We start from the raw sequence: 21,020 nt of genomic DNA, 5'->3' as shown, positions 1-21,020 counted from the left end.
ACATCCTGCACCGCTCCCCCTTCGTGAACACCGCCCATCTACCCGGGAGAAGACCATGACCACCCATGAAAAGTTAATCGCCCTTCTCGACCAGCATCAGGCGCGCTATCGCCTGATGGAGCATGAGGCGACCGGTAAATGTGAAGCCGTCGCGGCAATACGCGGCACCGAAATCGGTCAGGGCGCGAAAGCGCTGGTCTGTCATGTCAAAGGCAACGGCGTTAAACAGCATGTGCTGGCCGTGTTACCCGCCGATCGGCAGGCCGATCTGAATAAGGTTGCCGACGCGGTGGGCGGACGACGCGCGTCACTGGCCAGTCCGGCAGAAACCGACCAACTGACCGGCTGCGTATTCGGGGCGATACCGCCGTTCAGCTTTCATCCCGACCTCCGACTGATTGTGGACCCCGCGCTGTTTGAACGTTATCCGGAGATCGCATTTAACGCCGGTCTGCTGGAGCGCTCAGTGATCCTGAACACCGAAGACTACCGGGCGCTGTGCAAGGCTGACGTGATAGAGATAACGCAATAATTGCCATCCCGGCAGCCCGGCGATACTCTGCATAATCACTCATCACGACAGAATAAGAGCAAAATCATGAACATTTTCACTCAACGCCTGCGTCAGACGCTGGCTCTCACCCTTCTGGCAGGCTGTGCATTTGGCGCGCAGGCAAAAATTGAACAGGTGCGTTTCGCGGTTGACCCGACCTATCCGCCGTTTGAATCGAAAACGCCCCAGGGCAAGCTGGTCGGCTTTGACATTGATCTGGGCAACGCACTCTGTAAACAGATGCAGGCGAAATGCGTCTGGGTCGAAAGCCAGTTTGACGGCATGATCCCCGCGCTGAAAGCACGTAAGTTTGATGCCATCCTGTCAGATATGGGCATCACGGAAGAGCGCCTGAAGCAGATTGACTTCACCGTCCCGCTCTACGACACCCATACGCAACTGATTGCCCGAAAAGGCGCAGGCATACTGCCCACCGTTGAATCGCTGAAAGGGAAAACGGTCGGCGTGCAACAGGGAACGGTTCAGGAGCGCTATGCCCTGGCAAAATGGCAGCCTCATGGTGTGACCGTCGTCCCTTATGGCGATCAGGCCCAGGTAGAAAGCGATCTGGTTTCAGGCCGGCTGGACGCGGTCTTTACCGATGCGGCACAGGCCGCTATCGGATTCCTCAAACAGCCACAGGGCAAAGCGTTTGAGCTGGCCGGTCCGATTATTCAGGCTCCGATCATCGGCCCCGGCACGGCGATTGGCCTGCGCAAAGGTGATACTGAGCTGAAAACCGCGCTGGATAACGCCTTTGCCGACATCAAAAAGAACGGCACCTTTGATGAGATTCAGAAGCGCTACTTCGCCACGGATATCTCTATTCAGCAGTAGTGTCGCGGGCCCCATTTTCGTCCTCACCGCGATCCGGCACTATACTCTAACCTTTTCGGGACGGCGCGCTGTCGTCCTTTGCCGATTAAAGGACATTAACACGGTATGCATCAACAACATCATCCACTGTTAAGCGCCTCTTTAGGCACCCAGCGTGAAATCATCAGCTTTCACTTTGCTCAGGATCATGAGCGTCAGGTCTATATCCAGGCGGCATTGCACGGCGATGAACTGCCGGGGATGGCGGTGGCGTGGTTCCTGAAACAGCGGCTGCAGGCGCTGGAATCCGCCGGGCAACTCAAAGCCGCCTTTACGCTGGTGCCGGTTGCCAATCCTCTGGCACTGGGCCAGCACTGGCACGGCACTCACCTCGGACGTTTTCATACCCTCTCCGGTCAGGATTTTAATCGCCGTTTCCCCTCACTGGGCACCACCCTGGCGGCCGGGCTGGCTGAGAGCCTGACCCAGAGTGAATCGCAGAACAGAAGCCTGATCCGCGAGGCGATCGATCGCCACTACCGCGATACCGTCCCTAAGACCGAACTGGATGCACAGCGCTACACGCTGATGCGAATGGCCAGCCAGGCCGATCTGATGATTGACCTGCACTGCGACTGGGAAGCCGTACCGCATCTCTACACCACCCCGCATGCGTGGCCGGATATTGAGCCGCTGGCACGCTGGCTGGGCAGTGAAGTGCAGTTGCTGGCGCAAATCTCCGGCGGCGAACCCTTTGATGAAGCCTGCTGCGAACCCTGGCTGACGCTGGCGGAGCGGTTTGGCAAAGCGTATCCGATGCCACGCGGGCTGCTGCCGGTGACGCTGGAGTTGAGAGGCGTTCGTGATGTCTCGCCTGAGCAGGCGGAAAAGGATGCGGATGCCATTATTTCAGCGTTGCAGGAGGGGGGCTATATCGGCTACAGCGAACCTTCGATTTCGGTGGAAGTGGCCGCACCCGTTATTGGCGGTGATGAGCTGGTCCCGGCGAGCGCAGGCGGGGATGATGTGGTGGCCATCAATGACGGCCCCATCGGTTTAACCGTACCCGATGCGGCTGAAGCGCCGGGAGAGACTGGCGTGATCAAAGAACGCCATAGTGAGGGTTCTGCGGCCTCCTCCCCTGCCCTGAAAAACCCGCCGACACCTCTGGCTGGCTGTGAATATATTCACTCGCCGGTGTCAGGATTAATCCTCCATCGTAAACCGCTGGGCGCAGAGATTCGTCCGGGAGAGGTGGTGGCTGAGATTGTCGATCCACTGACGGACCACATCACCCCGCTGGTGGCGGAGCATGGCGGTATTCTCTATGCACGGCACTGGGTGAGGTTTGCCACGGCAGGTATGCTGGTGGTGAGGCTGGCGGGAGAGAAAGAGATTCGCAGCGGAGATTTACTGGTGGGATAAAAAAAGGGCTTCCCGAGGGAAGCCCTTTTTAGTGATTAATCTAACCACTCGGTGTGGAACACACCGTCTTTATCAATGCGCTTGTAAGTATGGGCACCGAAGTAGTCACGCTGCGCCTGAATCAGGTTAGCAGGCAGGACTTCTGAACGATAGCTGTCGTAGTAAGCAATCGCTGCCGAGAAGGTCGGCGTCGGGATACCGTTCTGGATGGCGTAAGAAACGACATCACGCAGCGCCTGCTGATACTGATCCGCGATATCTTTGAAGTAAGGCGCCAGCAGCAGGTTAGCAATGCCCGCGTCTGCTTCATAAGCATCAGTGATCTTCTGCAGGAACTGGGCACGGATGATGCAGCCAGCACGGAAAATCTTCGCGATTTCGCCGTAGTGCAGATCCCAGTTGTTCTCTTCTGATGCCGCACGCAGCTGTGAGAAGCCCTGCGCATAAGAGACGATTTTACCCAGGTAAAGAGCACGACGAACTTTCTCGATAAACTCAGCTTTGTCGCCGGTGAAGGCCTGCGCCTGTGGTCCGCTCAGGACTTTAGACGCCGCGACACGCTGGGTTTTCAGCGAAGAAAGATAACGCGCGAAGACAGATTCGGTGATCAGGGACAGAGGTTCGCCCAGATCCAGCGAGCTCTGGCTGGTCCACTTACCGGTGCCTTTGTTCGCTGCTTCATCCAGAATCACATCAACCAGGTATTTACCGTCTTCATCTTTCTTGGTGAAGATATCTTTGGTGATGTCGATCAGGTAGCTGCTCAGCTCGCCGTTGTTCCAGTCGGTGAAGGTTTCAGCCAGCTCTTCATTGCTAAGACCCAGCGCACCTTTCAGCAGTGCGTAAGCTTCAGCAATCAGCTGCATGTCGCCATATTCGATGCCGTTGTGAACCATCTTCACATAGTGACCCGCGCCATTAGGACCGATGTAAGCCACACAGGCTTCGCCATCTTCCGCACGTGCTGCAATCTTATCCAGGATTGGCGCAACCAGCTCATACGCTTCTTTCTGGCCACCAGGCATGATAGATGGGCCTTTCAGTGCGCCCTCTTCCCCACCGGAAACACCGGTACCGATGAAGTTGAAGCCCTGGTCAGACAGCTCTTTGTTACGACGGATAGTATCTTTGTAGAAGGTGTTACCACCATCAATCAGAATGTCGCCTTTATCCAGGTGTGGAGTCAGAGAGGCAATAGTCTTATCGGTCGCTTCACCCGCCTGAACCATCAGCAGGATACGACGAGGTTTTTCCAGCGATTCGACAAACTCTTCAACGGTGTAAAAAGGAGCAAGTTTCTTGCCCGGGTTCTCAGCGATGACTTCATCAGTCTTTTCGCGTGAACGGTTGAAGATTGAAACAGTGTAACCGCGGCTCTCAATGTTAAGAGCCAGGTTGCGGCCCATCACTGCCATACCTACAACGCCGATTTGTTGCTTGGACATTACATACTCCTGTCTGATTTTGAGACTAATAATCATTCAAAAATGCACATTTTCATAATACATGATGCAAATCAAAAATTACATCGGCTTGTAAAATCAAGCACTAACAGACAAAAAACAGAACGTATTCTTGTCCGAATTCCAAAGTGGGACTTATATTCTATTGCGAAGCTGTTCTAATTCTTCTTCACAGACCCTGACACGTTCAATGTAACGTTTAAGTTCAGAGGCGATGCTTTCCTTTTCTTTCTTAAGGTTTTCGTAAAGGTCTATTGCTGCGTAAGTATCAAGGATAGATTGCTTAGCTTTGCGCTGTTCATATTCAAGCCGGCCGTGCAGGTCCAGTATGATAGGTAACAATACGTCTGACGGATTTAAAGGGGGGGTTGTATCCCCATACTCAGCATCAAAACTGATTAATGCTTTATCTATAGCATCATCAAATTTAGACATTACATTGGGGTCAATCCAGTAATCGGTTAACAGGAAGGCAAGCAATTTTTGCTGGTCAAAATTCATTTTTTCCGGATTATCAGAGAAAGCTTTTTCCAGATCACTTTTATCATCGATTATGTTTGAGCACTGCTGCCATTCACATTTACCTGCACAAAAAACGGAGGCTCCATCAATTAAAGCTTCAATTCCAACGCCTGAGTTTATGGTAATAACTGACCTGGATTCCCTGATTAAGTGATGAATATTGCTATTGGTTCTGATCACCCAAGGATTACTTTGCGTCAGCAATGTAATCGTCTCTTCGACAGCAAAAGACTGGCAAAAAGGATGTCGTTTAACGAATAAATAGATTTGTTTTTTTCGGGCAACATCGGCCGCATCCAGTAGTAACTGCACGCCATCATAACTGCTGTGAACAGCTACAGGATCATTTTGAACCTGCATCGGATAGAAAACAAAACCTTTCACATTTTCAGGCAACGCTTCATCAGACTGAGGATATTTTGACTCGTTTTTTTCAATAAACTTTAACTTCCATTCATTTAAAATCCTTTCAACTTCATTTCCATCAAACTTATTGATACTTTCTTTATATTTATCAAAATTTAGCGAAATATCGGACCAACCGGAGTAACCGCTAAAATCCATTGAAAACAACGGAGTAACTGCCGCTTCTTTCATCCTTACAACGTTCTGTTCGTTGCCCCAGGAGTGATAAGAAAATGTTAACGTTCCCTTTTCTGGCTTTCTGGGGGCCTCATCAGCACCAAATGGCACCTCTCTGAAATAAAGAGGAATTTTTCTTTCCGTAAGAGCCAGGATCAGGTTGGTAATAAAAAATCTATGCTTGTGTCCATCGACCGGGTTTTTCATCCAGGAGACAGGAACTTCTACAATGATTTTTGATGGCATTGCTCTCTCTCCTTTGTCACTCAAGTTCATTGTATACCCCCAGTGTTTTCTTTATCACATACGTTGAACAAAAACGCGACATTACCCAAGCCCGAGCATTGATTCCAAAATTAACTCTAAGTTGTTTATTCGTAATTAACATTTCAAGTTTATATACGAGATCATCAATGTCCTTATCGACGATAAAACCTGTATTATTGTTAACAATAATACTGCTACACCCCCCCATATCGTAAGCGATTGAGGGACGCCCAACAGCCGCAGCTTCTATCAAAATCCTTGGCACGCCCTCGGCATAAACTGATGGTAAAGCAACGATGTTTGCCCTTTCAATAAGCGTTTTAACATCATCGCGCTGACCAAGCCAGATAATATCCTTGTCATCAGACCATTTCTTGATAACATTACCAGGAATAGCATCAGGGTCTTTCTTGACAGTAATACCTGCAACAACAAGGTTAAAATGTATGCCTTTTCGCAGGAGAACTTTTCTGGCTTCAACCAAATCAGAAAGACCTTTACTCCAGATAAGGCGACTGGCAAACAATACGGTTGGAGGTGAATTATCGGGTTCGTTAAGATATTCAAACTTCTCAGTATCGATTCCGGCACCATCGATAACAATTGTTTTACCAGAATCGATTCCAGTAATTGATATTATTTTATCGCGGTCCAGTTGGTGTTCAAAGATAAAGAAGACATCCTTTTTTTTACTAACCCAACGGTAAAAAGTTGAAACATTATATTTTAGTATTCTATATTTTTTTGCATTCGAGGAGAATACACGACCCAACCCAACAAAGCTTAACACCAATTTCTTCCTGAATACTTTTGCATAAAAACCACCAACAAGACATGGTTTAATAGTTATGCAGTGCAAGATATCAGGATCGATTTTTTTGAGGATTCGAAGCGACCGCAATAAATCTTTGATAATGATAATGGGATTGAGAGATTGCTCTGACATCCTGGAGTCATGGGGCTTGATACCTGACGACTCGAAATCACTGAAAATCTTTGGATTCTCGAAATTGCAGATTACATGAACTTCATATCCATCTTCTTTTGCGGCCAGCGCCCGTTCTTTCCAATGTAAATTGAAATACCAATCAGAATTAATATAAAAACAAAGCTTTTTCATTAACGCCTGCCATTTTTAAGACCTTTCGTCGCAAAGAGCAAACCATCAATCACACCTCTGGATAGAGACGTAAGGTAACTAACCTTACTTTCTGACTTAACAGCCATCAAATAATATTTCGTTATCCGCATCAAGATAGAAACAACGCTAAATGGTTTTTTGTCAGGAAAGATATAACGCGATGATATTAAATTGCGTGCTAAATAGTAAATTTTCCATGGCATCATAGCAGAACTGGATTCAACAACATCGTGATGAAAAACCAGATCGGGATTATATAATAACTTACAACCTTCGATATGTAATTTCCATGAATAGAATACATCATCGAAATAGATAAAAAGTGATTTATTAATGAACTTATATGTCTCTTTAAGCGTATCAAACGCTACGAAAACACCTACAAATGAAAATGCCTGAATCTCTGTAGAGACGAATTCAACAGCTTCGAATTCAGAATTTTTACCAGAATAATGTAGTAAATCACTAACAGTATTAGGTATTTTCTTCCACGGAATATTCATTTTACAACGCGCACCACGCGTATCCAGAACGCAGGTTGCAATTGCCTGAGCGTTTTGCCTGTCACTCGCAACGAATTTTTCCAGTAAAGTTGAATCCGGATAGGCGTCGTCATCGAAAAACAGCACCCAATCCGGGGTGCTGTTCAATGCTATCCATTCAGAGCCTCTGTAAAAGCCACCAGCCCCGCCATCATTGACTTCACTTGAAATTATTTTTAGCCGTGGGTCGTTCAGACTGTTTAACCAGTCAGAGGTTGCATCTGTTGATGCATTATCCACTATAACTATTTCATGAAAGGACAAAGGTTCTACCGCAGCCCAACACTTTTTAAGTTTTTCGAGACGATTGTAGGTGACGATTAACGCGGCAATTTTCATCTGGGATTGACCGAGAAAACGGGCATCTTATGATCCTTGTCCAGCGCCTCGCGGTATTTTTCAACTACGTCCAGAGCTTCTTTTATCGTTACATCCATATCCAGATACCGATAAGTGCCCAGGCGCCCTATGAAAGTAATATTCTCTTCTTTTTCAGCTTCATCGAGATATTTATTCAGCAGTTGCATTTCGCCCATCTGCCGGATTGGATAGTAGGGAATGTCCTTTTCAGTGCAGGATCTGCTATATTCTTCGTAGCATACAGATTGCTCATGATGTTCCCATGGCGCAAAGTATTTGTGCTCAGTGATTCGCGTATAGGGAACATCGACTTCCCCGTAGTTCATCACCGCGCAGCCCTGGTAATCACCTTCAGCTTCAAAACGCTTAAAGTCTAACGTTCGGTAACCTAAACGGCCTGACTTGAAATCGAAATACCCGTCTAACGGACCACTATAAAATATATGGTCATAATTCTCTTTTTCATCACGATCAAAAAGGGTATTTAATTCAACAGTGATATTTTCATGGTTGAGAATCGATTCAACGATAGGGGTATATCCCTCTTTCGGCATCCCCTGGAACTTATGATTGAAATAGTTATCATCATAGTTGAATCTTACAGGCAATCTTTTCAATATAGAAGCTGGCAACTCTTTAGGTTCCATTCCCCATTGTTTAATGGTATAGCCTTTAAAAAAAGCTTCATATAACTCTTTACCTACAAAGCGTAATGCCTGTTCCTCGAAGGTTTGAGGATCAGTAATGTTTTTATCACCTTTTGATTCAATGAGCTCTTTGGCTTGCGTCGGGTTGCAGGTTTTACCAAAAAACTGATTAATCGTATGGAGGTTGATAGGAAGAGAGTAAACGCTACCATTCACGGTTGCCTTAACACGGTTAATGTAAGGCATCATTTCACAGTGAGCGTTAATATAGTCCCAGACCTTTTCATTATCAGTATGGAAAATATGAGGACCATAAGTATGAACCATTACACCCGTATTAGCATCTCTTTCGCTATAACAGTTACCGGCTATGTGGTTACGTGCATCAATAATGCGTACTTTATGTCCATCTTCTGCCAGTTCACGACCAATCACCGCACCTGAGAAGCCAGCACCAACAATTAAAATGTTCTTTTTCATAATTAACCTAAAACCACACGACGGATTTTGTAATAGTTACGAGCGATCATTTGCCTGCGCTTACTTCCAACCGGAGCAAATCTGTTGAAATAAGGCATAATCTTTCTTTTAACTTTGGTCTGAAACAGAACCTGCTGATTAACTGTTGCAGACTGAGTTGTAAAACCGCTTTTATTCAATCGATCATAGACTTCTTTTTGCCATGGTGTCCCATTGATATAAGACATGAAATTATCGAAGAAATCTACATGAGGCGCATCCCACGGTTTGTTTTCCCCGGCGAAATGAATCATCTTAGGCTGCGTTCGTGATTTCAAAAAACCCATGTAGGTTTCGAATTTCAAATTCGGGAAAAAGTCATCGGTATTTCCATTACCATGATACACATTCCATTCACCGGGAAGATAATGAACACGGTCATAAAATACCTTATTCATAATATCCTGATCGAGGAACCAGTATCTCCGCGCCTTCATCGCTGTCATCAGACTGGCAAACGTATTTTCTTTTCTCATTTGTGAAATATTAAAAAGAATAATTCCAGCCTGGAAATAGTTTTGGGTTTCTTTCATCCCTAGTATCTGCTCCAGATACTGGCCAGCAGTCAGGTTGGCAGGTTCGTCAATGTGTGCAATGGCACCGAACTTAACGAAGCCCTCCATGACAATATCGCGGACTGCAGCAATTAAGTTGTCTCCAACTTCAGTATGAACCAGTTCGGCGACGTCACTTTCTACGATGGTATCAGCATCTATAAAAAGCACTTTTTCAAATTCGCTGAATATAGAAGGTATAAACAGTCTGGCATAAGTAGCAGCACTGAAGTGAGCCCGTGTATAGACGCTTTTCATTTCGCTGAAAGCATTTACATCAAAGAATCGTAGTGAAAAGTTGTTACGACCTTTCAAAAGAGAGATAAAACGAGATTTGTTTCTTTGCGAAACACCGTTTTCCAGGATTACAATATCGTAATTATCACTTTCACTACTGTTCTTTATAATTGAATTGATTAGCGCCCCGCCGCTCAGTGAATAATTATCATCGAAACAGATTACCACAGGGATATTATTGTGACTAAAAGCAGGTTCAAGCTTTCCGTTAAAAGTTTCGGTTTTTACAAAGGTTCTCTGGAGCTCTTTCTTTTTCAGGCCAGACACTTTTTCTTTGTGAATCAGAAAAATGTTGAAAAGACGTTCGGAAATATGTCCAATGACGCGCTTTTCCTGACCGTTGTAATTTCTCATCGAGAAATTATTTTCGAGATCGTTGAATATGCTAAACAGCCATTCCGAGTATTCGGCAAAAAGCTCAGATTTCATAACAAACATATTAGTATAGTAGCCATCATGGTCACTATTAAAAACCTTAACTGCCGCAGCATATTCAGGGTACAGGTATAACAAACTGTCTATCGCTGACTGATAGTCCTCGATATGCAGATGCTGTGAAATTTTATAATGCTCATAGTTATTTTTACTTCCTGCCTGTCTGACACTCCATTTCTTAGGCAATAAGATATCATTATCAGCAATAGCATTAATTATCGACTCTTCGTTCAGACCGAATTTTACTTCGTATTCTTCAGATATAATTTCGTCATTAACTACGCCCCACACGTCTTCAGGATAATCCTGTTTATCCGAAAAATTCAGGTGGCGTCTATAGTGCATAAAACCAACATATTCAGAAGATAGATCATTCTTCCAAACCCAGTATTGAGCAGTCAACTCACAATAAAATGGATTTTTGATTGAAATATTTTCGCCCGAATCGTCGCCATCACAGCAAATATCATTATAGCTATTAGCCTTGCCAACATGTATGGGTTTGATTACGGAAGATGAGAGAAATGCGCTTGGTTTATGATGACTTGTATAAAGTTTAACTTTATCTTTGCGAATACTCATTCGATGTTTCCTTACATTGAAGATTGATATTGTTTTAAAACATTCTCTGCGCTGCCGCTGGCTTTTAATCGGTGATTTTCAATCCAAATGACACGATCACAAATCTTCTCAATATCGCTAAGGTTATGACTTACAAATAAGATCGTCACGCCTTTAGATTTGAAATCATTTATAGTTTCTATACATTTTTTTTGAAATGCATAGTCCCCAACAGCTAGCACCTCATCAATAATAAGGATATCAGGATCTACTTGCGTGATGACAGAAAAGCCTAATTTGGCAAGCATCCCGCTTGAATAAACACGTATTGGCTCATCAATAAACTCGCCCAATTCAGAAAACTCTATTATTTTATCAATTCGTTCATTCAATTGTTTACGTCGCAACCCTAGTAAAGTTGCATTGAGTCGAATATTTTCCCGCCCGGTTAGCTCTGGATGGAAACCTCCGCCCAATTCCAGCATTGAGGCAACCCTACCATTGGTTCTAACAGTCCCGGTAGTAGGTTTAATTACACCAGCTACCAGCCCGAGCGAAGTACTCTTACCAGCTCCATTGCGGCCAATAAGTGCTACGGACTCCCCTTTCTCAACAGTAAAAGTTATATCTTCTATTGCCAGATAACTCCTGCCAGAAAGGAGCGTTAATGCACGCTTAGGATTAAAAATCAGCTCTTTGATTCCAGAACCAATATGATGATACAAAGGATAGCGCTTTGTTACAGATGTAAATTCTATTGCCAGTTCCATTATAAGATCTCTGCAAACCGAAATTTTAATTTATTGAATACCCAGGAACCAACAACGATAGTGACTATTCCCATACCATATAAAGAAAGTATTTTTTCATAGTCAACATTACCGTTCATAAACAGTTCTCTCCAACTCAATACCATATCCGCTAAAGGGTTATATTCCACAAGCCATTGGTAATTAGCCGGAATCATGTCTCCTGCATAAAGTATGGGAGTACAGTAGAAAAGCAGCATAATTCCGAGTGTTACAAATCTTTCTAAGTCCCTAAAAAAAAGATTCAGTGTTGAAAGAAATAGCGCTATTCCATATGAAAACAACAATTGCGCAACACCTATTAATGGAATGCCATATATCCAGTTCCAATGCGGAGTCATATCATATATAAATAAGAAAACAATGATAACGGGGATCGTACATAAAAAGTGCAGACATTCCATCATAACATTACTAAAAGGAATAACCGATCGAGGGAATACCGTTTTTTTGATTATTTGAGCATTTGCAATGAATGAGAAGAGGGAGTTAGAGGTGGTACTTGCAAACCATTGCCATGGGAATAATCCGGTAATAATGAAAATCGTGTAGTTTGGAATCTGAACACGCATGATAAGCTTGAAGATGAAGTAATAAATCATCGCAAAAAGCAAAGGATTTGCTATTGACCATAAATAACCTAAGAAACTACTTTTGTAACGAACCTTAAGCTCTTTCTCAGTGATAACTGTTACCAAATCAATGAGATAACCTAAACTATACTTCATAAATTACGCTCTGTTTTCAACTTTAAAAATGTTTAATTTATGTTCACCAGATGCACAAACCACGCTACCGCCCCTGGCTTGACAGCTACCACAAGACTATTTAACAGGCCAGATTTTAGAATTGTTTCTCAATATTACAGAGGAGCTTATTAGATTTTGTTAATCTACCCTTTTATGAAAAAAAGTCTGATATTAAACCTGCGATATTATCATCTTCCTGAGACAGTTCAAAGCCTGCAGGTTTACATGTTTCATAACGTAAAAAAGCCTGTCCATAGACAGGCTTTTTCAACTATTTCAACATTTTATTTAAACCCATCCGGGTTTTTACTCTGCCAGTTCCACGTATCGTGCATCATCTCATCGATGCCACGTGTTACGCGCCAGTCGAGCTCACGGTTCGCCAGGGACGCATCCGCCCAGAAGGCAGGCAGGTCGCCGTCACGACGCGGTTTGATTTCAAACGGAATCGCTTTGCCGGAGGCCTGCTCAAACGCCTTGATCATCTCCAGAACCGAGAAGCCTTTGCCGCCGCCGAGGTTAAAGGCGGTGTAGCCCTCAACTTTGCTCAGATGGTCCAGCGCCTTCAGGTGTCCTTCAGCCAGGTCGACCACATGGATGTAGTCACGCAGGCAGGTGCCGTCTGGCGTATCGTAGTCACCGCCAAACACACCCAGCTTCTCCAGACGACCAATCGCGACCTGTGCGATGTAAGGCAGCAGGTTATTCGGGATGCCGGTCGGGTCTTCGCCGATTTCGCCTGACTCATGCGCGCCAACCGGGTTGAAGTAGCGCAGCGCAATCGCCTTAAACTTCGGCTCTGCCTTAGCAAAGTCGCGCATGACGAACTCGATCATCAGCTTAGAAGTGCCGTAAGGACTGGTGGTGCCGCCAATCGGGGTCGTTTCCACATAGGGAACCGGTGCATCCGCGCCGTAAACGGTGGCCGATGAACTGAAGATGAAGTTCCACACGCCCGCGTTACGCATCTCTTCCAGCAGCACTACCGTACCCGCGACGTTGTTCTCGTAGTACTCCAGGGGCATACGCGTCGACTCACCGACCGCTTTCAGCGCGGCGAAGTGAATGACGGCGGAAATGCTGTTTGAGGCAAACAGGTCGCGCAGGCAGGCGCGGTCACGGATGTCGCCTTCGACGAAGGTCGCTTTCTTCCCCGCCAGCTTTTCAACGCGGTAGATCGCTTCGCGTGAGGCATTGCAGAGGTTATCCAGCACCACTACATCATCACCGCGCTGCAGCAGCGCCAGTACGGTATGGGAACCGATATAGCCAGCCCCGCCCGTTACCAAAATAGCCATGTGCACTCCTTGTAAGCTGCCGCGCAGTGCGCGGCAAAATAATTACTGTTGTTTTGCCAGGATGTTCTGAATCGCTTCGCGGAAATCGCGGCCCTGGGCGTTGTTACGCAGTCCGTAAGAGACGAACGCCTGCATGTAACCCAGTTTACGACCGCAGTCGAAGCTGTGGCCGGTCAGCAGTGAAACATCAACAGGTTTGTTTTTGCTCAGGCTGGCGATCGCATCGGTCAGCTGGATACGGCCCCAGGCGCCAGGTTCAGTGCGCTCCAGTTCAGCCCAGATGTCAGCAGAAAGCACATAGCGTCCTACCGCAGCCAGGTCAGAGCCCTGCTCAGCCGGATGCTCTGGCTTCTCAACAAAGTCAGTGATACGGCTGATATCGCCTGGGTTGTTGATCGGCTCTTCAGTGGTGATCACCGAGTACTCAGAGAGGTCGGAGGCAGGCATATGCTGTGCCAGAACCTGACTGTGGCCGGTCTCTTCAAAACGGGCAACCATCGCGGCGAGATTATAACGCAGGTGGTCAGCAGTGGAATCATCCAGCAGCACGTCCGGCAGCACCACGACAAACGGATTATCACCGATCATCGGACGGGCGCAGAGAATCGAGTGGCCCAGACCCAGCGGCTGTGCCTGACGCACGTTCATAATAGTTACGCCTGGCGGGCAGATGGACTGCACTTCGCTCAGCAGCTGACGCTTCACACGCGCTTCCAGCAGCGCTTCCAGCTCATAAGTGGTATCGAAGTGGTTCTCGACCGCATTTTTCGATGCATGCGTGACCAGCACGATCTCTTTAATACCTGCGGCAACACATTCGTCAACGATGTACTGGATCATCGGTTTGTCGACGACAGGCAGCATCTCTTTCGGAATGGCTTTAGTCGCAGGGAGCATATGCATACCGAGGCCCGCAACCGGGATTACTGCTTTAAGCTTGGTCATATTTATTCCGTTTAATAAAATGAAGATGTGGGTCGATTATGCAGGATCGGCCAGAAGTGCAAGTATAATCTTTATCTGAAAATCTAACAGTAACTCTCTGTCATAACATGGAAATTCGGCATTTTGCCCATTGCCAGCCGCCCCATAAACTGAACAAAGACAATCAGTAAACGAACCGGAGCCTGGCGATTGTCGCCCCGCTTTTTCCAACGGCTGAGACCAGCTATAAATGAAAAACGGGCTGCCCTGAGACTGCCCGTTGATAAAAGTGTTTCGCGATCAGAGCCAGCCTTCAAACCACTCCGGCATGATGAAGAGATTGAAGTGGTTCACCAGCACCATCAGGCCGACAAAGACCACCGACACCGCCACCCACTGCCGGGCATAGGGCATAAAGCGAATGCCAATCACCGGCTTGATAAAGAACGGGTGGGCCAGAGCCGAGATCAGGATCTGCGAGATGGAGAGTGTCAGCGCCACATAGAGCACGTTAGGCCAGATAAAGGTGGTCGCCAGCACGCCCAGCACCACGATACTCGCCACAATGTTCCAGTAGAACTCGACGTTGGTGCGTCCGTTAGCCTGCGAAATGGCACCGGTCAGTCCCCCCATCGGCCGCAGCATACCGAACAGCAGCATCAGCGGGATCAGATGATAAACCTGCTCGTGTGACGCGCCATAGAGTATACGGACGATCACCGGCGAGAAGATGCCAATGACCAAGTACATCGCGCTGCTGAACAGCATGATCCCCAGCGTGCCCTTGAGGAACAGCTTTTTCAGCTGCTCGGCATCGTGCTGCTTCTCAGCAAAGCGCGGCAGCGCCAGACGGTTGATGACCGGCGTCACCAGTTTCAGCGGTTGCAGCACCAGCTCTTTCGCCAGCGAGTAGACACCCAGCATCTCTGCGCCCATCACCTTACCGACCACCAGCGCATCCGCCTGGGTGCGCAGCTGGTTAATGGTCTGGGAGCCAAGCTGGTAGCTGCCGTAGCGAATCGCCCCGAAGAAGGTCGCTTTGTCGAACTCCCACGTCGGGCGCCATGACTTCTCCCCCAGTGCAATCATGCAGAGGATACGGGTAAAGGCGTTGATAAACAGGCCGAGAATCGCTGCCGCTACGGTCAGTGAAGTGAACTCCAGCATTGCCACCACACAGAGGAAGGCAAACAGCTTGGTGCCCATCTCAATCTTCGCCAGCGACACCATCCGCTTGGTCTTGATGTAGTGCGCCTGATACTGCGACAGGTGTCCCAGCACGAGGAAGTTGAGACTGGTCAGCATGATCAGCCCCGTCAGCTCCGGCAGGTGATAGAACCAGGCCACCGGGAAAGCGATCAGCAGCATGATCAGGCCGGTGCAGAGACTGAGTGATACGTTAACCCAGTAGATGGTGCTCTGCTCACGGCGGGTGATGTTCTGGCGATGCACCAGATAACTGCTCATCCCCATATCCTGCAGGACACCCGCCACCGCCAGAATGGCGTTGATGATGGCCAGCAGTCCCAGCTCGTGGGTTTCCAGTTTGCGGGCGAGAAAGCTCAGCTGTGCAACCTGCAGCACCGCAGAAAAGCAGGTGCTGCCAAACAGCCAAATCGCCTGTGACTTAAATCCACTCACGCCAGTCGCTCCAGAATCTGTGCCAGTTCGCCATAGGCGATATGCTGATTGAACTCCGTCTCAACTTTATGCCGCGCAGCAGCGACCACCGGGGCCACATCCACTTCGCCCTCAGAGAGCTTAAGCAGCGTCTCTGCCAGCGCCTCGGGATCGTCCTCTTCCACCAGCCAGCCGGAGACGTTGTTCTCAATCAGTTCGGGAATACCGCTGTGGAAGGTGGAGACCACCGGCAGGCCGACCGCCATCGCCTCCATCAGCGCAACCGGAATCCCTTCCATGTCGCCATCGGCGGCAGTTTTGGAGGGCAGCAGGAAGATGTCCGCTTCGCTCAGCGCGCGACGGATCTCCTCCTGCGGTTTGAAGCCCGGCATACTGACGCAATCTTCCATCCCCTCGCGGGCGATGAAATCACGCATCATCTCATCCTGATCGCCATTGCCGATGATGGTGTACTGGAACTGACCGCCCCGCTGCTTCAGGATGGCGCTGGCTTTCACCGCCACATCCAGTCCTTTCTTCTCGGTCAGACGCGCCACCGAGACGATACGCAGCGGCTTGTGAAATGCCTGCCGCGGCTGGAAGTTAAACTTCTCTGGCTCAATCCCCATGCGTGTCACATGAATTTTTTCCGGCGGGCAGCCCATCTCAATCAGCTTGTTTTCCCACAGGTGGCTGATTGGCAGCATCAGTTCGCTCTGGCGGAACAGGTTGACGTAGTCGAGCTTGTGCTCTTCCAGAATGTGACGACGGGAAATATCGGCGCCGTGGAACACGGTCGCCTGCTTGCCCTTCATTACGCCCAGCTCACGCAGCTTATTCGCCAGCGCACCGGCATAGCCGAAATGCACCAGGAAAACATCCGCGGTGAACGTCTGCTTCGCATTAGCCACGATCGACGGCAGCAGCAGCTTGCTGGACTGCGCGCCATATCGACGCATGTTCAGCGAACGCAGCAGCGACGGTTTGGTCACGTTCGGCAGCACCAGCCTGATGCGCTGGTTGAGCTTATCGACAATCGAGATCTTCTCTTCCGGCAGCAGATAATGCGTCTTCGCCGCCAGACCATACTCATCAAACGCGGCGTGCCGGTTCACTAAATCGCCGGGAAAGACTGAAATAATCTCCACCTCGTAACCGGCATCAATAAAATGGGTTACCTGATTCAGAACGAATGTCTCAGAGGCAACCGGGAAACGCATGGTGAAAAAAGTCAGTTTCATCACATTACCCTAATACTTTGAGAATCTCTTCAGTGATCCGGTTGCCAATTTCCCTTTCATTCGCAACGGCCGTATTGACCTTCAGCTTAATGTTGTCGTAGTCGGCAAGCACACTCTTCACCTTGTCGATCAGCGAGCCATCCATCAGGCTTTTCACATCGGTTGCCATCTGCGGCAGACCCAGCTGGTTCATCACACCCATCGACTTGTGCTCATAGTTGATCGCCACGGCCGGGGTGCCAAAGTTCATGGAGATAATCGCCGAGTGCAGGCGGGTACCAATGGTCAGATGGCAGTGGCTCAGCAGGATGCCCAGCTCCAGGTCATTAAACTCATCCATGATGACATGGTAATGCTCAGGCTGCTCCACGTGATCGCGCAGGGTCAGCGCCACCATGCGGTCATCTTTGGCATAGCTGTCGATGCCGGTACAGGTGGAGAACGCCACGACCTGGTAGCCTTCTGCGATCATCGCATTGATCACCCGACCAAAGGCTGCTTCATACTCTTTCTGTGTGACGCCCAGACGTTTATCAAACGGCGCCAGTTCGCGCACGGTGATGGCGATGGTTTTACGGCTGCTGATAATCCCCTGCCAGTGAAGCAGGTTATGGCTCGGATTTTCCACTTCCCGCGCGCGCACCAGGAATGCGGTGTCGACGCCGGCCGCGACTTTCGAGCTGGTCACGCCATCACGTTTCATCAGATCGAGGCTGACCGACTCACGCAGAACCAGGCTGTTAACGCGGTCAAAAACAAAGTTCGCCAGCGCATTGACGCGCGGGTTCTGGAACGGACCCACCGAGTGACCAATCAGGTAAATAGGCTTTTTCGCCATCAGCGCACAGAGCGCGTGGTCAAACTGGGTGACGCCATAGAGATCGACGAAGAATGACCCGCCAACCTGAATAATGGCGTCATATTTCGCCAGGCTTTCGGTAAAGGCTTTGAGGTGCGGTGGCACGGCAAACGACTTAAATACGCCGCCCTTGCCCAGGTGCGCCATCATGATGTCGGGCATCAGACGGTTCGCGACTTTACGCTTAAACGAACCGACCAGACCTTTGCCTGACTTGCTGTTGTGCAGAAACAGCGCATCCTGCTGAATATCCTGCTGGAGCAGATAACCGGAGCTGGTTGGATAACGGCTAATCACATCAATGTCTAAATCACTGCGTGCAGACTTCATAGAATCAATCAGTCCACGAAGAATCGCGCCATCCCCACGATTCCCACACGTATGGTTACCCACCAATAAAATTTTCATAACAACTCCGAATAAATTTTTTTAATTCTGTAAGCCGCCCGGATCCGTCATGGGCAAAATGAGCTCTGTTCAAAATAATGCTTACGGGATAACGCACCCAAAGGTACCGCTCCTGTTAAAACCGGCCGCCTCCGTTGTGGCGGCCGTCATGCAAGGGTTATGACTTAATGGCAAAGTAAGGCAGGGCAACCTGTTTCCCGTTGATGACCACGGAAACAAAGCCTTCCGGCTTACTGGTATCGACCTGGTCAGCGGAGAGCGGACGCGACGCCATCAGCAGGTCGCCCTGCTCGTTGGCTCCGACACCCGCTTTGCCGTTGTGCAGACTGAAGCGCTGCGGCGCGCGTTTGGTCTTATCGCCCGCCGGCGGATTGCCTGGCTCCATCCGCGCGTTAACGCGCGCGCAGCGACCGGTAACAAAGCGATCCTTGCCGGTGGTTTTCACCAGCACGGCGGCCGACGGCGTCCAGCCCGCCAGTTTGACGAAGAGGCGAACGTCGGTGTCATGTTCAGCGACATAGCGCACATCGAGGACCGGGCTGCTGCCTTCGGCTGACCAGCTCGCTTCAGAGAGGTCTTTCTTGCGCTGCACGTGGATCACGGCGCGGCCACCGGTGGTTTTGTCGCTGATCAGGTTCATCAGGGGCTTGTCGCCGCTGCCGTTGCTGAACTGCGCCTGACCAAAGATTTCGATCTCCCAGGAGTCGCCCACCGTGGGTGAGTAGAGGCTGCCGAGATCAAACCAGGTCTCCTGGTTGGTGTTGTTCTCCAGACGCCAGCGCGAGGTGATGTAGTTGTATTTCAGGCTGCCATCCAGCGCGACGCCGTAAGATTCAACGCGGGTCGACCCCATCTCCCAGATGCTGAGCAGACGATCGCCCTGCATCGAGTTATCGATCCAGCTGCCCGACTGCAGGCTGGTCTGGCGCATATTCAGACGGGTGTTGTGGGCGATCAGCGGGTTCTTACAATCCTCCAGGCTCAGCGCATCAACGATCCACTGACCGTTGGAGAGATCGCCCGGGTTGTCACAGTGCTCAATCCAGCCATTGTGGATAATCGACTGACCGCAGCGCGGCAGGTTGAGGACTTTGCCCCCACGGCAGTACTGCGCGTTGAAGTTCGACAGCTCGATAGCGGTGCTGTGGTCCCATTTGCCCTGCTTCTGTCCTGACCAGCCCGATTTGATGACGTCGCCGCTGCAGCGGGAGGCGTACCACTGGTCGATTTTACAATCGAGGGTATCCTGCAGGCTGATCGCGGTACCGCCGACGGCGTTAAAGCGCAGGCAGGCACCCCGGAAATATTGTCCGCCCGGACAGATGTTATGGAAAAAGCCCTGCTGGTTCGGACTCTTATCGCTGTTGCCGTTGAAGATCAGGTTGGAAAGCTCGACCCGGCGGGCATTCATCTGGAAGACGAACTCTGACTTACCATCGGAAACGAGGGTGGTCGCCGGGAAGTAACCAAAGTTGACCATCGCACCGGACATGCGGAAGAAGTTGAGATACTTGTCGCCCAGGTTGCAGGCGGAGACCATAAAGGTTCCGGCCGGGAACTGAACGCAGATCTGCTGGTTCGCCTGCTGCGACCACTGGAACATCGCCATAATGGCGGGTGCCGTATCGGTTTTCCCATCGGCGATCGCACCGAAATCAAACAGCGTCAGGCGGTTGAAATCGTCTACTACACGACGCCAGTGAAAGCCTTCACCGGCAAAGTTGACGCCGCCATCATTCTGCGCGGGCTGGAAGCTGCCGACGAACTCGCCGCCGCCCACTTCCCGTCCCTCGTGCCAGCTTTTGAGTTTGATCTTGGCCCCTTCAAACAGCGGACGGGTCTTGCGTAACTCCGCCACGGACGGGATCTCGCCAATCAGCTGATAACCCGCCGGCTGAGACAGGCGCTGACTGAAATCAGCGGCGCCCGGGCGACTGACATCCGCGATGTTAAACAGGGTCTGCCCGTTATTATCTTCTACCGTCATCGAATGCGAAGGATCGGCAATCAGCGCAGCATTATCCTGAATAAACTGCGCAAAGTTGCCCTTGTTCAGCGCGATAGGCTGAGCAATCTCGGAGACCTTACCGCTGGCGTCACGCAGGAAGACCGGAATCTGGTTGCCAGGCTTGCTGGCATCCACACCGGCTTTACCAATCCAGAGCTTACCCTCAAAGCTCTGCCAGAACTGCGGTGGCATCGCGTAGACATTTTCCGGCGTCAGGATCGGCACGTCTCCTTTCGGCACGGCGGTGGCATCAACCGGTTTCAGGGCAATGCCGTTACTTTTAGCAGCGTAGCTGGAAAAGGTGCTCACGGAGAGAGCCCCCACCAGAGCGGAGGCGGCGGTCTGTAACACTTCTCTTCTTTTCATGCATCAATTCCCGTAGTCAATAAGGCCATTGGCCATGGCGGTGTCCCTGAGGCA

17 protein-coding genes are annotated in these 21,020 nt (G+C 49.4%); 3 read left to right on the top strand and 14 right to left on the bottom strand.

Annotated features, from left to right (window positions below):
• Window positions 1-55 precede the first annotated feature (55 nt).
• The 3 genes from OXR04_RS01130 (at window position 56) to OXR04_RS01120 (ending at window position 2,794) form a co-directional block, all read left to right on the top strand.
• Complete coding sequence (locus OXR04_RS01130) at window positions 56-532, top strand: YbaK/prolyl-tRNA synthetase associated domain-containing protein (RefSeq protein ID WP_058956675.1); 477 nt, start codon at window positions 56-58, stop codon at window positions 530-532.
• Between the two features lie 66 nt (window positions 533-598).
• Window positions 599-1,390: an ABC transporter substrate-binding protein gene (locus OXR04_RS01125; protein WP_267371565.1), complete on the top strand. Its 792-nt coding sequence runs from the start codon at window positions 599-601 to the stop codon at window positions 1,388-1,390.
• A 105-nt stretch (window positions 1,391-1,495) separates the two neighbouring features.
• On the top strand, window positions 1,496-2,794 hold the full coding sequence (locus OXR04_RS01120) for a succinylglutamate desuccinylase/aspartoacylase family protein (protein WP_267371568.1): 1,299 nt from the start codon (window positions 1,496-1,498) through the stop codon (window positions 2,792-2,794).
• Between the two features lie 35 nt (window positions 2,795-2,829).
• Here OXR04_RS01120 and gndA read toward each other — a convergent pair whose 3' ends face one another.
• From gndA to OXR04_RS01050, 14 genes are all read right to left on the bottom strand, one after another.
• Complete coding sequence (gene gndA, locus OXR04_RS01115; protein WP_009089298.1) at window positions 2,830-4,239, bottom strand: NADP-dependent phosphogluconate dehydrogenase; 1,410 nt, start codon at window positions 4,237-4,239, stop codon at window positions 2,830-2,832.
• A 153-nt stretch (window positions 4,240-4,392) separates the two neighbouring features.
• Window positions 4,393-5,607, bottom strand: coding sequence for a hypothetical protein (locus tag OXR04_RS01110; RefSeq protein WP_181161919.1), 1,215 nt, complete (start codon window positions 5,605-5,607; stop codon window positions 4,393-4,395).
• Window positions 5,608-5,623: 16 nt separating this feature from the next.
• On the bottom strand, window positions 5,624-6,748 hold the full coding sequence (locus OXR04_RS01105) for a glycosyltransferase family 4 protein (RefSeq protein ID WP_140029025.1): 1,125 nt from the start codon (window positions 6,746-6,748) through the stop codon (window positions 5,624-5,626).
• Window positions 6,748-7,650, bottom strand: a complete 903-nt coding sequence (locus OXR04_RS01100) for a glycosyltransferase (protein WP_140029026.1) — start codon at window positions 7,648-7,650, stop codon at window positions 6,748-6,750. Before OXR04_RS01100 ends, OXR04_RS01105 begins: the two co-directional genes overlap by 1 nt.
• Entirely contained in the window at window positions 7,647-8,801 is a 1,155-nt protein-coding gene (glf, locus tag OXR04_RS01095; protein WP_140029027.1) for a UDP-galactopyranose mutase, read from the bottom strand. Before glf ends, OXR04_RS01100 begins: the two co-directional genes overlap by 4 nt.
• Window positions 8,801-10,705 carry a DUF4422 domain-containing protein gene (locus OXR04_RS01090; RefSeq protein ID WP_267371576.1) on the bottom strand — a complete coding sequence of 635 codons (1,905 nt, stop codon included), beginning with the start codon at window positions 10,703-10,705 and terminating at the stop codon, window positions 8,801-8,803. Before OXR04_RS01090 ends, glf begins: the two co-directional genes overlap by 1 nt.
• A gap of 11 nt (window positions 10,706-10,716) precedes the next feature.
• Window positions 10,717-11,454, bottom strand: a complete 738-nt coding sequence (locus OXR04_RS01085) for an ABC transporter ATP-binding protein (RefSeq protein WP_140029029.1) — start codon at window positions 11,452-11,454, stop codon at window positions 10,717-10,719.
• Window positions 11,454-12,221 (bottom strand): ABC transporter permease, encoded by a 768-nt coding sequence (locus tag OXR04_RS01080; protein WP_140029030.1) that lies wholly within the window; start codon window positions 12,219-12,221, stop codon window positions 11,454-11,456. The genes OXR04_RS01085 and OXR04_RS01080 overlap by 1 nt, the downstream gene beginning before the upstream one ends.
• Before the next feature lie 305 nt (window positions 12,222-12,526).
• Window positions 12,527-13,540, bottom strand: a complete 1,014-nt coding sequence (gene galE, locus OXR04_RS01075; RefSeq protein ID WP_140029031.1) for a UDP-glucose 4-epimerase GalE — start codon at window positions 13,538-13,540, stop codon at window positions 12,527-12,529.
• A 42-nt stretch (window positions 13,541-13,582) separates the two neighbouring features.
• Complete coding sequence (gene galF / locus OXR04_RS01070; protein ID WP_140029032.1) at window positions 13,583-14,485, bottom strand: UTP--glucose-1-phosphate uridylyltransferase GalF; 903 nt, start codon at window positions 14,483-14,485, stop codon at window positions 13,583-13,585.
• 279 nt (window positions 14,486-14,764) lie between these two features.
• The gene (locus OXR04_RS01065; RefSeq protein ID WP_009089269.1) at window positions 14,765-16,105 is read right to left on the bottom strand and encodes a lipopolysaccharide biosynthesis protein; all 1,341 of its coding nucleotides are present in this window, start codon (window positions 16,103-16,105) and stop codon (window positions 14,765-14,767) included.
• Window positions 16,102-17,325: a glycosyltransferase gene (locus OXR04_RS01060; protein WP_267371587.1), complete on the bottom strand. Its 1,224-nt coding sequence runs from the start codon at window positions 17,323-17,325 to the stop codon at window positions 16,102-16,104. The genes OXR04_RS01065 and OXR04_RS01060 overlap by 4 nt, the downstream gene beginning before the upstream one ends.
• 4 nt (window positions 17,326-17,329) lie before the next feature.
• Entirely contained in the window at window positions 17,330-18,592 is a 1,263-nt protein-coding gene (gene wcaK / locus OXR04_RS01055; RefSeq protein WP_033736181.1) for a colanic acid biosynthesis pyruvyl transferase WcaK, read from the bottom strand.
• A gap of 157 nt (window positions 18,593-18,749) precedes the next feature.
• Window positions 18,750-20,966: a phage tailspike protein gene (locus OXR04_RS01050; protein ID WP_267371591.1), complete on the bottom strand. Its 2,217-nt coding sequence runs from the start codon at window positions 20,964-20,966 to the stop codon at window positions 18,750-18,752.
• Between the last annotated feature and the right edge of the window lie 54 nt (window positions 20,967-21,020).

It is taken from the genome of Pantoea sp. GM_Pan_3 (assembly GCF_026541045.1).
GTDB classification, from domain to species: Bacteria; Pseudomonadota; Gammaproteobacteria; order Enterobacterales; family Enterobacteriaceae; genus Pantoea; species Pantoea anthophila.
Note: the sequence above shows the minus strand (reverse complement) of the source record. Positions and strands in the feature narration are given on the sequence as shown.

Bases quoted from the DNA above. Each gene is read 5' to 3' on its own strand.
- OXR04_RS01130 (WP_058956675.1), top strand. From the start codon at position 56: ATGACCACCCATGAAAAGTTAATCGCCCTTCTCGACCAGCATCAGGCG.
- OXR04_RS01125 (WP_267371565.1), top strand. From the start codon at position 599: ATGAACATTTTCACTCAACGCCTGCGTCAGACGCTGGCTCTCACCCTT.
- OXR04_RS01120 (WP_267371568.1), top strand. From the start codon at position 1,496: ATGCATCAACAACATCATCCACTGTTAAGCGCCTCTTTAGGCACCCAG.
- gndA (WP_009089298.1), bottom strand. From the start codon at position 4,239: ATGTCCAAGCAACAAATCGGCGTTGTAGGTATGGCAGTGATGGGCCGC.
- OXR04_RS01110 (WP_181161919.1), bottom strand. From the start codon at position 5,607: ATGCCATCAAAAATCATTGTAGAAGTTCCTGTCTCCTGGATGAAAAAC.
- OXR04_RS01105 (WP_140029025.1), bottom strand. From the start codon at position 6,748: ATGAAAAAGCTTTGTTTTTATATTAATTCTGATTGGTATTTCAATTTA.
- OXR04_RS01100 (WP_140029026.1), bottom strand. From the start codon at position 7,650: ATGAAAATTGCCGCGTTAATCGTCACCTACAATCGTCTCGAAAAACTT.
- OXR04_RS01090 (WP_267371576.1), bottom strand. From the start codon at position 10,705: ATGAGTATTCGCAAAGATAAAGTTAAACTTTATACAAGTCATCATAAA.
- OXR04_RS01085 (WP_140029029.1), bottom strand. From the start codon at position 11,454: ATGGAACTGGCAATAGAATTTACATCTGTAACAAAGCGCTATCCTTTG.
- OXR04_RS01080 (WP_140029030.1), bottom strand. From the start codon at position 12,221: ATGAAGTATAGTTTAGGTTATCTCATTGATTTGGTAACAGTTATCACT.
- galE (WP_140029031.1), bottom strand. From the start codon at position 13,540: ATGGCTATTTTGGTAACGGGCGGGGCTGGCTATATCGGTTCCCATACC.
- galF (WP_140029032.1), bottom strand. From the start codon at position 14,485: ATGACCAAGCTTAAAGCAGTAATCCCGGTTGCGGGCCTCGGTATGCAT.
- OXR04_RS01060 (WP_267371587.1), bottom strand. From the start codon at position 17,325: ATGAAACTGACTTTTTTCACCATGCGTTTCCCGGTTGCCTCTGAGACA.
- wcaK (WP_033736181.1), bottom strand. From the start codon at position 18,592: ATGAAAATTTTATTGGTGGGTAACCATACGTGTGGGAATCGTGGGGAT.
- OXR04_RS01050 (WP_267371591.1), bottom strand. From the start codon at position 20,966: ATGAAAAGAAGAGAAGTGTTACAGACCGCCGCCTCCGCTCTGGTGGGG.